Source organism: Phyllobacterium endophyticum (assembly GCF_003010935.1).
Taxonomy (GTDB): Bacteria; Pseudomonadota; Alphaproteobacteria; order Rhizobiales; family Rhizobiaceae; genus Phyllobacterium; species Phyllobacterium endophyticum.
In genome coordinates, this window is record NZ_PGGN01000004.1 from 41,801 (window position 1) to 54,384 (window position 12,584).

12 protein-coding genes are annotated in these 12,584 nt (G+C 56.9%); 6 read left to right on the plus strand and 6 right to left on the minus strand.

Annotated features, from left to right (window positions below):
* Positions 1-127 precede the first annotated feature (127 nt).
* Positions 128-838, minus strand: coding sequence for a 2OG-Fe(II) oxygenase (locus tag CU100_RS18440; RefSeq protein ID WP_106718626.1), 711 nt, complete (start codon positions 836-838; stop codon positions 128-130).
* 202 nt (positions 839-1,040) lie between these two features.
* On the opposite strand from CU100_RS18440, the gene CU100_RS18445 reads away from it, so the two are divergent.
* The 5 genes from CU100_RS18445 (at position 1,041) to CU100_RS18465 (ending at position 7,894) form a co-directional block, all read left to right on the plus strand.
* A complete protein-coding gene (locus CU100_RS18445; RefSeq protein WP_106718085.1) occupies positions 1,041-1,469 on the plus strand; it encodes a hypothetical protein in 429 nt (142 codons plus the stop codon).
* A gap of 109 nt (positions 1,470-1,578) precedes the next feature.
* On the plus strand, positions 1,579-4,113 hold the full coding sequence (gene secD, locus CU100_RS18450; RefSeq protein WP_106718086.1) for a protein translocase subunit SecD: 2,535 nt from the start codon (positions 1,579-1,581) through the stop codon (positions 4,111-4,113).
* A 321-nt stretch (positions 4,114-4,434) separates the two neighbouring features.
* Positions 4,435-6,192: a YbaL family putative K(+) efflux transporter gene (ybaL, locus tag CU100_RS18455; protein WP_106718087.1), complete on the plus strand. Its 1,758-nt coding sequence runs from the start codon at positions 4,435-4,437 to the stop codon at positions 6,190-6,192.
* A 40-nt stretch (positions 6,193-6,232) separates the two neighbouring features.
* A complete protein-coding gene (locus CU100_RS18460; protein WP_106718088.1) occupies positions 6,233-7,183 on the plus strand; it encodes a lysylphosphatidylglycerol synthase domain-containing protein in 951 nt (316 codons plus the stop codon).
* 150 nt (positions 7,184-7,333) lie between these two features.
* Positions 7,334-7,894 (plus strand): RBBP9/YdeN family alpha/beta hydrolase, encoded by a 561-nt coding sequence (locus tag CU100_RS18465; protein WP_106718089.1) that lies wholly within the window; start codon positions 7,334-7,336, stop codon positions 7,892-7,894.
* On the opposite strand, the gene cysW is transcribed toward CU100_RS18465, so the two are convergent.
* The 4 genes from cysW to CU100_RS18485 form a co-directional block, all read right to left on the minus strand.
* Positions 7,891-8,757, minus strand: coding sequence for a sulfate ABC transporter permease subunit CysW (gene cysW, locus CU100_RS18470; protein WP_106718090.1), 867 nt, complete (start codon positions 8,755-8,757; stop codon positions 7,891-7,893). The genes CU100_RS18465 and cysW overlap by 4 nt on opposite strands.
* Positions 8,741-9,577: a sulfate ABC transporter permease subunit CysT gene (gene cysT / locus CU100_RS18475; protein ID WP_106718091.1), complete on the minus strand. Its 837-nt coding sequence runs from the start codon at positions 9,575-9,577 to the stop codon at positions 8,741-8,743. The genes cysW and cysT overlap by 17 nt, the downstream gene beginning before the upstream one ends.
* Positions 9,578-9,667: 90 nt before the next feature.
* A complete protein-coding gene (locus CU100_RS18480; RefSeq protein ID WP_106718092.1) occupies positions 9,668-10,675 on the minus strand; it encodes a sulfate ABC transporter substrate-binding protein in 1,008 nt (335 codons plus the stop codon).
* Between the two features lie 200 nt (positions 10,676-10,875).
* Positions 10,876-11,067, minus strand: coding sequence for a hypothetical protein (locus tag CU100_RS18485; RefSeq protein WP_106718093.1), 192 nt, complete (start codon positions 11,065-11,067; stop codon positions 10,876-10,878).
* 284 nt (positions 11,068-11,351) lie between these two features.
* Here CU100_RS18485 and CU100_RS18490 point away from each other — a divergent pair, with 284 nt between their 5' ends.
* The gene (locus tag CU100_RS18490) at positions 11,352-11,798 is read left to right on the plus strand and encodes an RrF2 family transcriptional regulator (RefSeq protein WP_106718094.1); all 447 of its coding nucleotides are present in this window, start codon (positions 11,352-11,354) and stop codon (positions 11,796-11,798) included.
* A gap of 10 nt (positions 11,799-11,808) precedes the next feature.
* On the opposite strand, the gene CU100_RS18495 is transcribed toward CU100_RS18490, so the two are convergent.
* Positions 11,809-12,582, minus strand: coding sequence for a thiazole synthase (locus CU100_RS18495; RefSeq protein ID WP_106718095.1), 774 nt, complete (start codon positions 12,580-12,582; stop codon positions 11,809-11,811).
* Positions 12,583-12,584: the final 2 nt, after the last annotated feature.

The following is a 12,584-nucleotide window of genomic DNA, read 5'->3' on the forward strand; positions in this document are numbered from 1 at the left end:
AGGAACCGATGCAACCAGCTATACCGGAGTGCGTGGAGAATCCGGCGGTATAATCGAGCGTAGAGCCGATCGATCATCCCCGCAGAGACAAACCATTTCCATAGATCGCCTGGCCATATCCGCGGCTTTACTTCGAATCGTGGAAGATAATGCCGAGTGTATGGCGCTTGCCACTGCGCAGGCGGCTGACACCGTGGCGCATGTTGACACGGTAATGGCCGCGCGTGCCCTTCACCGGGCGCTGACTGACTGGAAAGATCACCGCGTCGCCCTGCCCTAGCGGCACGATCTCCACTCGCGATTGCATACGCGGCCGCTGCTCCGTCAGCACGAATTCACCCCCGGTAAAATCCTCCTGCGGCCTGGACAACAGGAACGCCACCTGCAGCGGAAAAACGTGCTCGCCGTAAATGTCCTGGTGCAGGCAATTGTAGTCGCCCTCGCCATACTCCAGCAGCAGCGGCGTCGGCCGGTCCTGGCCCGCAGCGTGACAGCGTTCGATGAAGGCTTCATGCCGGGCAGGATAGCGGACATCGATACCCATCATTTCGTTCCAGCGGTTGGCAATCGTCGCCAACGGCGGATAGAGCGATTGACGCAATCCGTTGATGTCGTCAGGCAGCGGATAGCTGAAATATTTGTACTCGCCCCGGCCGAACCCATGCCGTGACATGACGATGCGCTTGCGAAACTGACTGTCGTCCGGATAGCCCGCCGCTATGCTTTCGCATTGCGTTCGTGACAACGCGCCTTTCAACATGGCGCATCCGAAATTGTCGAGCTCTGCTTCGATTGTATCCCATCGAATGGTCGATACACTGTTGATCGCATCAGCCATGATGACCTCTCCATTCAAACTAAAGTTCAAACCAGAGTGCCAACTTTCAAGTTTCGTTCCACCCGTTTCCTGCAAAACGACATATTTCCGGCCCATTGGTATCGTTGCACGACGATTTTGAGTGACTCACGTTCCCAGACTTCATAAATAGAGTCGCTGCCAGGTGCTTTGTGCCGCAAAAAAATTGACATTGGATACTCGTATGAGCCCTTGGGATAATAGGAAATCAGGAAAGCGCAGCGCAGCTCCGCTCCTGATCTCTATTTTCTGGCTGGTATCGACTATTATTACTGCCTTGGGGACTGTCTACCTGACTGGCCCCGAGACCAATATAACTGCAAAAGATGCCGGCTCGCCCACGGGCAACGAAACGCGCGTGGCGCATGAGACCGGCGATCAATCCGCCCCTGTTCAAAGGCCGATGCGGGTCACCTCGCTGGAAGCGTTGCACCTGAAGATCAAGAGCGGCCTCCGCATGGCTGGCAACCCGTTGGACGCCTTGGCTCCCGCCGAGCCTGTCTCGATGCTGTTAGCCAGGGTGCACACCAAAGCCGTTGCAACAGGATCGAGCCTCACTTTCGGCTATAGCTCTTTTTTCAGCGCCCGCGCTCCACCCGTTGCCGTGGCCTGAAATCACCGTTTCCAGACAGGAAGCGACGAAAACAAACACCGGCGGCCGCCAGGCAACTCTTGGATCAGTTCTCGGCAGCGCGCCCGCACTTCATAACGGAACATAAGATATGCGTACGTCGAGATGGGTCCTGTGGACCTACATTGCTATTATTCTGGTGGGTATTGTCCTCGCCCTTCCCAATGCGTTCACCAAGGCACAGCTGGAGGCCCTGCCGAGCTGGTTCCCCAAGAAACAGGTCGCTCTTGGTCTTGACCTTCGCGGCGGATCCTATCTGGTTCTTGAAGTTGATGCGGCAGCGCTCAAGAAAGACCGCATGCGGTCAATCCTTGATGACACGCGAGGTCATCTTCGCACGGCTAAGATCCAGCCGCAGTCTGTCCGGGTCGCCGGAGACAGCGTCGTTGTCACGCTCGCCGATGCAAGCCAGAGCGATGCAGCCGTTGCCGCGTTGCGCGATCTGACGACGCAGGTTGCGCAGGTCGGGTTCGCAGCGCCGGTCAGCGATATCGATATCACCACGAATGACAATCAGGTTCGCCTGACGCTGACAGCAGCCGGCATGAAGGACAAACTTGACAACGCGCTGACGCAAAGTCTCGAAATTGTCCGCCGCCGCGTCGACCAGGTCGGTGTCGCCGAACCATCCATCCAGCGCGTCGGATCCGATCGTATCGTGGTCCAGCTTCCGGGTCTGCAGGATCCAAGCCAGTTGCGCGCCCTGCTCGGCAGCACCGCCAAGATGACATTCCATATGGTTGCGGATCGCAACGCTGGCGATACGCCTCCTCCCGGCGTGTCGATATTGCCTGATGCAAAGGATCCGGCGATCACCTATCCGGTCGAAGACCGCGTTGCGCTCAGTGGTGAACGTTTGACCGATGCCCGCGCTGCGTTCGATCAACAGACCAATCAGCCGATCATTTCATTCCGCTTCGACAATGTCGGCGCTCGTCAGTTTGCCGATATCACCAGCCAGAATGTCGGCCGGCCCTTCGCCATCGTGCTCGACGGGAAAGTGCTGACGGCACCGGTCATCCAGGTGCCAATCACCGGCGGCTCCGGCCAGATTACAGGTAATTTCACGGTCGAGGACACAGTCACCACCGCAGCTCTCCTGCGTGCCGGCGCTCTGCCCGCCCCGCTCACCGTCATCGAAGAACGGACCGTCGGTCCTGATCTTGGCGGCGACGTCATCAAAATGGGTCTGCTGACCGGGCTTATCGGATTTGCGCTGGTTGTCGGCTTCATTTTCGTACTTTACAGCGGCTGGGGTCTTATCGCCAACTTCGCGCTTGCCCTGAACGTCATCCTGACTTTCGGGATTTTGAGCCTGATCGGAGCGACTCTTACCCTGCCCGGCATTGCCGCTATTATCCTCGGCATCGGTTTTGCGGTCGACGCGAACATCCTCATCAACGAGCGCATTCGTGAAGAAGCCCGCAAAGGCATCGGGGCAATGGCGGCGGTCGACCGGGGCTTCAAACTGGCCTATTCCACCATTGTCGATGCCAATGCCACGCACCTTATCGCGACCTTCCTGCTCTTCCTGTTTGGCACAGGCCCGGTACGCGGCTTCGCCATCACGATGATCATCGGCGCGCTCGTCTCGATGTTCACCGCCGTCACCGTGGTTCGCATCATCATGACGGCAATTGTCCGCCGCCGTAAGATGAAGACCATTCGTATCGAGCATCTGTTCAAACTCGTGCCCGAAAATACTAATATCTCCTTCATGAACGCCCGTTTTTTCGGCATTGGCGTCTCCATCTTCCTGTCGATAGCCTCGGTTGTCCTGTTCATACATCCAGGGCTCAACTACGGCATCGACTTCAAGGGCGGTATTCAGGTTGAGGTAACAACCTCCAAGCCTGCGGATCTTGCTACGATGCGCGCCACCCTCGAAGGCCTTGGGCTTGGCGAAGTTGCACTTCAGCAAGCAGGCGGCGACGACAAGGTGCTTATCCGCGTCCAGCGGCAGGAAGGTGGCGAGGAAGCGCAGACCGCGGCAGTGACCAAGGTCAAGGCGTCCATCCAGCAGCTTGATCCTGGCGTCAAGATAGAAAGCTCCGAGGTGGTCGGCCCGAAGGTCAGCAGTGAGCTTGCGCGCTCCGGTATTCTCGCCGTCGTGCTCGCCAGCATCGCCATGCTGCTCTATATCTGGTGGCGGTTCGAGTGGCACTTCGCTCTTGGCGCTATCGCGACCCTGATCCTCGACACGACGAAGACCGTAGGCTTCTTTGCCCTGATGGGGCTTGATTTCAACCTCACGGCAATTGCCGCCCTTTTGACGATCATCGGTTACTCGGTCAACGACAAGGTCGTGGTCTATGACCGCATGCGAGAGAACCTGCGCATTCATAAGAAAATGCCGTTGCGCCAGATCATCGACCTGTCTATCAACCAGACCCTGGCACGTTGTATATACACATCGCTCACGGTGTTCCTTGCCATGCTTCCCATGGCGATATGGGGAGGCAAGGCGGTGGAAAACTTCGCACTGCCAATGCTCTTCGGCGTGGTCATCGCAACCAGTTCATCCCTCTTTATCGCAGCGCCGATTCTCCTGCTGCTCGGGACGTGGTGGGAAAAGAACCATGCACACCGCATCGGCTCCAGCGAGAAGCCGCTCATCCAGAGCTGATAGGCCAGAAACTTAGCGTTCAACGCTAACTATTTGCGGCGCGGGAGAAAATCGCATCTCCCGCGCCGCACTATGGACGAAATCGGTTTGCAAGCCTTCCCCGGTACGCAATACTGCTGCAACACAGATTGTTCGCAGGACATCAATCACCGCAAACAGAGTTCAGGGTGCGTTGAGATTCAGTTCAGGGCGAGCCGAAATGGTAGTTTCTAGAACCGGAGCAGCGTGAATTCGACACGTGAGCACTCGATCACAGAACAACGCCATCACAGGCCGCCGTGGCAAGAATAGCAACGTACCTCAAGGAGGAGACGCCGACATATGCCTCATGAAACGCCGCTGATTGCGACAATCGTCATAGGCCTGGTGCTGGCCTTCATCTTCGGTGCGATTGCCAATCGTCTGCGTATTCCTCCCCTCGTCGGCTATCTTGTCGCCGGGGTGCTCGCCGGCTCGCATACTCCAGGATTTGTCGCGGATCAGGAACTTGCCTCGGAACTCGCCGAAATAGGCGTCATTCTGCTCATGTTTGGCGTGGGATTGCATTTCTCCCTCAAGGATCTCCTTTCTGTTCGCGCCATCGCCATCCCCGGAGCGATCGTCCAGATTGTCGCCGCAACCCTGTTGGGTGCTGCACTCGCCTGGATTCTGGGCTGGAACATGCAGGCCGGCTTCGTCTTCGGCCTTGCCCTGTCCGTTGCCAGCACCGTGGTCCTGCTTCGTGCCATGCAGGAGCGCCGTCTGATTGAGACCGAACGCGGGCGCATCGCCGTCGGCTGGCTGATAGTAGAAGACCTTGCAATGGTTCTGGCGCTCGTCCTGCTGCCCGCCATTGCCGGAGCCCTCAATGGAAGCAGCGCCAATGGCGGCGCGATACATGCGGCCAGCGATCCGCTCGTGGCCTATTTCGACCTCGGCATTGGCGGCGTCATTGCCCTCACCTTCGGCAAGGTTGCTGCCTTTGTCGCACTCATGCTGATTGTCGGGCGCCGCGTCATACCGTGGACCCTGCATGCAATCGCGCACACGGGTTCACGCGAGCTCTTCCGGCTTGCCGTACTGGCAATCGCTCTCGGTGCCGCTTTCGGTGCGTCGAAGCTGTTCGGGGTTTCGCTCGCGCTCGGAGCGTTTTTCGCGGGCATGATCATGAGCGAATCAGAACTCAGCCACCGCGCCGCCGAAGAATCCCTGCCGTTGCGCGACGCTTTCGCCGTGCTCTTCTTTGTCTCGGTCGGCATGCTGTTCGATCCCATGACGATCGTCAACGATCCGCTGCCATTGCTTGCGACCCTTGCCATCATCGTTATCGGCAAGTCTCTCGCTGCCTTTGCGATCGTGCGTGCCTTCGGTTATCCCACGGGGACTGCCCTCATCATTTCAGCGAGCCTGGCGCAGATCGGCGAGTTTTCTTTCATCCTCGCCGAACTCGGAGTCGGATTGGGAATGTTGCCCGAAGAAGGCCGCGACCTCATTCTCGGGGGCGCCATTCTTTCGATCCTTCTAAACCCCCTGGTATTTGCCGGCGTCACCTATCTGCGGCCAAGACTCGAAAAACGCCCCCCTGAGGAACCTGCGGCCGAAAAAACCGCCGCAGAGCTTGAACCTGACGTGGAAGAGATTCGCCCAACGACATTGACCGATCACGCCGTACTTGTAGGCTATGGCCGCGTCGGCAGCCTGGTGGGTGATGCGCTGAAGGAAGTGGGCAAGCCATTCCTTGTCATCGAGGACGCTGATAAGACCGTGGCAAAACTGCTCGATGACAACATCGAGACGATCGTCGGCAACGCAGCGAGTGGCGATATTCTTGCCGCAGCCAATCTGGCACAGGCGCGTCAACTCATTATCGCCATTCCGAATGCGTTCGAAGCGGGACAGATCGTAGTCAAGGCGCGCGCGGCAAACCCGCTCATCAGCATCCTGGCCAGGGCCCATTCGGATGCGGAGGTACAGCATCTTCAGGATTTGGGTGCGGACGCGGTCATCATGGGCGAACGGGAAATCGCTCGCGGTATCGTGGCACATATTCTCGATCTGGATAAACCTGAGCTGGAGCAGCCATTGACCGAAAAACAATAATAAACGGTTCAGTAACAGGAATGGGTGAGCAGGAAATAGCATGAAGTTGAAGGACTATGTATGGCCGGTCGTCGGGCTGGCGGCCGTCGGAATTTCCGTTTGGCTCCTTTACAAGGAGTTGCGGAGTATTTCGCTGGATGACGTGCTCCATAGCCTTTATGCCATTCCGCCGCATCGCTGGTTTCTGGCCGCCCTTGCATCCCTCGTAGCCTATGCGGCCCTGGCCGGTTATGATCGCATCGCCTTGCTGCATCTTCGCCGCAAGATATCGTGGTTGTTCATCGCGCTTTGCTCGTTTACCACCTATGCGCTTTCGCATAATATAGGCGCGTCGGTCCTTTCAGGCGCAGTTGTTCGATACCGCGCCTACTCCTCGCAAGGGATGAGCGGCCCGGAAATTGCCCTGCTGATTGCTTTTTGCTCGTTCACCTTCATTTTGGGTGTAATGGCACTGAGTGCAGTCGTTCTCCTCATCGAGCCGCAGCTCCTGCAGCGATTCAACGCGGAACTGCCGATTTCCCTGAGTTACGTGCTGGGTCTTGGTGCTCTGGCGATTGTGTTGCTTTACGTGTTCGGCAGCTGGCTGCACTTCAAGCCGCTCCGCATCCGCCGCTTCACGCTGGAATATCCACGGCTTCCGGTCGTGGCGCAGCAATTGATCGTTGGTCCGCTGGAACTCATCGGTGCAGCCGCAATCATCTATTTCACCCTTCCGGCCGCAGGAAATCCGGGCTACCTGGTCATTCTCGGGATATTTCTCGTTTCATTTTCTGCAGCCCTGATCTCGCATGCGCCAGGTGGCCTTGGTGTGCTTGAGCTGGTTTTTCTGACGGGATTGCCCGACATGAACCAGGCCGACGTGCTCGCGGCGCTGATCATCTTCCGGCTTTTCTACCTGCTGATTCCATTTGCCCTCTCGCTCCTTGTGGTTTTGTACTTCGAGCGCTCGCAACTGCTGTTGCGCTGGTACAAGAAGGATGGCGAGACCTGAAGCCAATTTCAACTTGGCGGGATCTCACGCAAGGAATATTTCCATATCCGTTGGACTTTAGTGCGCCATTTCTTCAAGAACTGGCTTCGCCGCCCTATTCATACAGTCACTTCGCCTCAACAACGCATCTACTACAAGGAGTGGTGGCGCATGACGACATTGATCATTCCGGGCTATCGCGGATCGGATAAGGGCCATTGGCAACGTCAGTGGCTGCTCGAGGATGAGACAGCCCGTCTGGTTCAGCAGGACGATTGGGAAAATCCGGTCCTGACCCAATGGCTTCACGTTCTCGAGGCGGCGCTTGCCGAAACACCCGGCGCCGTTCTCGTGGCGCATAGTCTTGGATGCGTTCTCGTCACCCACCTCGCAAGCCGTCCGTCAGCGGCGCATGTCGCCGGGGCGCTTTTGGTCGCGCCCGCCGACGCTGAACGCATGGCTGTCCAGGATCCAAAGTTTCGCAGCTTTGCCCCATTGCCACGCCAAAAGCTCGGCTTCCCCTCTATCGTTGTTGCCAGCCGCGACGATCCCTATATGTCCTTTAACAAGGCACGGGCACTGTCGGAAGTTTGGGGATCTGGTTTCGTCGACGTGAAAAACGCCGGACATATCAATGTCGAAAGCGGTTTTGGCTCTTGGCCGGAGGCCCATATCCTCGCCGGTTCCCTGCGTCGGCCCCGGATTGATCTTCGCACCCGGCGAGCGGCCTAGCTCATCTGCTTGCGTTCAAGCAGATACTTCAAAATGAGCGTCACCACGGCGATCAATGCCAATGTCGATGAAGCAGCAAATGCTCCGGTCACGTTGTAGTCGTTGAACAGGAGTTCAATCTGCAGAGGCAATGTGTTGGTCTGACCCCGGATGGCGCCGGAGACAACAGACACGGCGCCGAACTCTCCCATGACGCGCGCGTTGCACAGAACCGCGCCATAAAGCAGTGCCCAGCGGATATTCGGCAAGGTGACGTAAAAGAACGTCTGCAAGCCCGTTGCGCCGAGCGTGATCGCTGCCTCCTCGTCTTCGCTACCCTGGGCTTGCATCAACGGAATGAGCTCACGCGCCACGAACGGGCTGGTCACAAACAGACTTACCAGAAAGATCGCCGGCACAGTGAACATGATCTTGATGTCGTAGCTCTCCAGCAGCGGCCCGAGAAGACCCTGGCTGCCGTAGAGAAAAAGATACGTCACACCCGCGACGATGGGAGAAACTGAGAATGGAATCTCGATGAACGTGACCAGAAGCTGCCTCCCGGGAAAGCGAAAGCGCGTCACCAGCCATGCCACGCAGATGCCGAAGACCATGTTGATCGGCACCACGACCAGTGCCGTAAGCACGGTCAGCCACACTGCATGCAGTGTGGCGGGTTGGGCGATCTGCGAGAAATAGACGGCGACACCTTCCCGGAAAGCGTAGGTGAAGATCACCGCCATCGGAACGCCTATGATCAGAACCGACAGGATGATGGCAGTCATGACCAGCAACCACTGCGACCGGCGCAAGGGCGCGATGCCGTGCCGTCTCGTTGATCGGCCAGCTGTCGCGGGAACAGCGAGATTAGTTGCGGTCTGCATAGCGTAACTGCCAGGCTTGAATTGAGTTGGTGATGAACAGCATCGCGAAAGCGGTTACGAGCATCACCGTGGCCAGCGCCGCGGCCGCCGGATAATCGTATTCATCCAGGCGGATAAAAACGAGAAGCGACATGACTTCGGTCTCGAACGGCAGATTACCGGAGATGAAGACGATTGCGCCAAACTCACCAAGGCTGCGCGCAAAGGAAAGGCTGCATCCCGCAATGAATGCCGGAAGGATGGCGGGCCAGATAATCCTTGCAAATATCTGCCAATTAGTCGCGCCCAGTGAACGCGCCGCCTCCTCGACGTCGGTGGCAACATCTTCCAGCACAGGCTGCACGGTTCGGATAACGAAGGGGATACTGGTAAACATCATCGCGAGAGCGATGCCGAGTGGCGCATAGGCGACCTTGATACCCAGCGGTTCCAGATATTGGCCAAACCAGCCATTGGACGAAAAGACCGTCACCAGTGCAAGTCCGGCAACCGCCGTTGGAAGGGCAAACGGCAAATCGACCGCCGCATCGAGAAGACGGCGACCCGGAAACTCGTATCGAACGAGGACCCAAGCCAGTAAAACTCCGAAAATGGCGTTGAACACAGTCGCGAGCGCCGCGGCGCCGATCGTAATGCGGTAAGTCGCCAGAGCTCGTTCCGATGAAACGATCGTCCAGAAATCAATCCAGCCTAGATTGTACGACTTATAGAGCATGGCCAGAAGCGGCAGGGCGACAATAATGACGAAGTAAAGCAGGGTCACACCGAGCGTGAGACCAAATCCGGGCAATATACCACGCTGACTGGAACTAAAAAACATGAGGAAGTTCTAGCTTATGTCGGAACGAACGCAAGCGTTGGTTGAGAGAAAGTGGCGCGTTCACACACCGCGCCACTATTGTCAAAAAAATCAGCGTTTCGTAAATACCTTGTCCAGGATTCCACCTTCTGAAAACTGGTCCTTCGTCACTTTGGTCCAGCCACCGAAAACGTCGTCAACAGTCAAGAGACGGGTTTCTGGAAATTGTGCAGCATATTTTGCCTTCACACTTTCATCGTTCACGCGGTTGTAGTTGCGCGCAAGAATGTCCTGCCCTTCCCCTGAGTAAAGGAACTTCAGATAGCTCTCGGCGATTGTGCGCGAGCCGCGCTGGTCCACGACCTTGTCGACCACTGTCACCGGAAATTCCGCCAGAAGGCTGACTGGCGGTACGACCGCCTCGTATTTGTCTTCGCCGAGCTGCTTGCGCGTGCCGAGAACCTCGGCCTCGAATGTGATGAGCACGTCCCCTATGCCGCGCTCGGCGAAAGTCGTCGTGGACCCGCGCCCGCCGGTATCGAACACCGGAACATTTGCAAGCAGCTTCTTCACGAATTCCTGGGCTTTTGCATCGTCCTTGTTGAACTTTTCCAATGCAAAGGCATAGGCGGCCAGATAGGTGTAGCGCGCATTGCCCGAAGTCTTCGGATTGGGGAAGATCACCTTGACATCATCACGAACGAGATCGTCCCAGCTCTTGATGTTCTTTGGATTTCCCGCCCGGACGAGGAAAGCTGGCAATGAATAATAGGGAGAAGAATTGTTCGGAAGGCGCGTCTGCCAGTCCGCAGGGATGAGGTTACCCTTGTCGTGCAATACCTGAACGTCTGTCACCTGATTGAAGGTGACGACATCGGCCTGAAGACCTTCAAGGATCGACCGCGCCTGTTTAGAAGATCCGGCATGCGATTGATTGACGGTGATATCCTTGCCGGATTGCTTTTTGTAGTCGGCTGCGAATGCCGTGTCGATCTGCTCGTATAGCTCGCGGGAAATATCGTAGGAAACGTTCAGGATTTCGGTTGGTTCGTCGGCGGCCTTGACCGGTGTCAAACTCACACCCAGAGCCAGGGCTGCGTATACAAAAAGTCTTTTCATTGGATTCTCCCGCTGCCACGCCTGCATCAAGGTGCTAGACGTTTTTTGCGAGAGTGACGGTAAACCGGCCATTACGGAAGGATATTTTTTCCAACTTGCCCGGCGTAAACGGAATCGAATGCTGCGGACTGAGCGGTATTCAGCACGCGAGTTTGCCAACGACCAGGTCACGCACCTTTTGGTCAGGGACCGTCATCTCGTCACCAGAACCCGCGATGCTGCCAGCACCAGAGAAAATCATCCTCTGTCCGCCTGCGCGTCTTTCCGGTTGAGGCTCGTTCGCCGTCGCGCTGCCCGCAATCCGCGGCATCACCATCAAGAGTCTCTGCGGCAAAAACCTCGCGCCACAACCGTTCTGCCCGGCTGAAAATGCCTGATACTTCACTGTACATTGCCACCTCCATCTAACAGCTCGGTTGCAGTGCCTTATGAGCCAGCTGATACCTGATGATGACCGCTTGAAATCATTTGTCAATAATCACTACCAAACTAATCGTGTATCAGAACCGCTGCGCCGCGGTGCAATAGGTTAATGAAGCATTATTTTTCAGCGCCTTACACATTGTTTTGAAGACACTTCTCCATCAGCAAAAAAACAAAATTTTAGCATTTTCACACTAGAAAATGCGCCGCGAGGGACTATGACTGCACCACACTGGTAGTCAGGCAAAGAAAAATGATATCGCAAAAGGCTAAATATGCTCTGCGGGCACTGGTCGTTCTTGCCAGGGCAGATGCCGGGAAAGCCCTCTTCATCTCGGACATCGCAGAAGAACAGAACATTCCGAAGAAGTTCCTCGAGCAGATATTGCTGGACCTGAAGCGCCAGGGTCTCGTCATGAGCCGTCGCGGTAAAATGGGTGGCTATCTACTGCTCAAGCCCGCCGAAACGATCACGTTTGGCGAGGTGCTGCGCCTCATTGATGGTCCCATCGCCCCCCTGCCATGCCTCAGCAAGATCGCCTATCGTCGCTGCGAGGATTGCCAGGATGAAGCGACATGCGAAATTCGGCACGTCTTCAACGAGGTTGCCGATGTCACCCGCGCCGTGCTGGACAAGACGACCATCGCCGATTGCCTCGTCTACGGTCAGACCACAAAACTCGCCGAACTGATCGGCTGAAACAGAGCCGTCAGGTGAACACCGCCCGGCCGATAACCGGGGTCGAAGGCACTGCGACGTCGCGTGGCTCGAGCATCCCTGCGTGAAAAGCCGTGTACCCCGCATCAACGGCCGTCGCAAAAGCTCTCGCCATTGCCACGGGATCGCCAGCCTTCGCCACGGCCGTGTTCAGCAGAATGGCATCGAACCCAAGCTCCATGACCGTTACAGCATGCGATGGACGGCCGAGACCTGCGTCAACGATCATCGTCACGTCCGGAAAATGGGCGCGTAAGGAACGTAGTGCGTGCAAGTTGAGCGGTCCGAGAGCAGAGCCGATCGGGGCGCACCAGGGCATCAGGACCTTGCACCCGGCGTCGAGCAGGCGTTCGGCAACGATCAGATCGTCCGTTGTATAGGGAAAGACGTTGAAGCCATCCTCCGATAGTACCCGGGCGGCCTCCACCAGCGCGAATACATCCGGCTGCAATGTATCATGATTGCCGATAATCTCGAGCTTGATCCAGTCGGTCCCAAAAACATCCCGAGCCATTTGCGCCGTGAGCACGGCTTCTTTCACACTATGACATCCCGCCGTGTTCGGCAGCACGTGCGTCCCGAGTGATCGGATCAAGGACCAGAACCCGTCGCCGGATTTGCCCCCTGCCATTTCCCGCCGCAGCGAAACAGTGACGATCTTCGTGCCGGATGCCTTTATTGCATCCATCAGGGTGGCGGGCGAAGGATATTGCGCCGTGCCGAGCAACAGGCGCGACATCAACTCGGTGTCATAGAGCTTCAGCATGC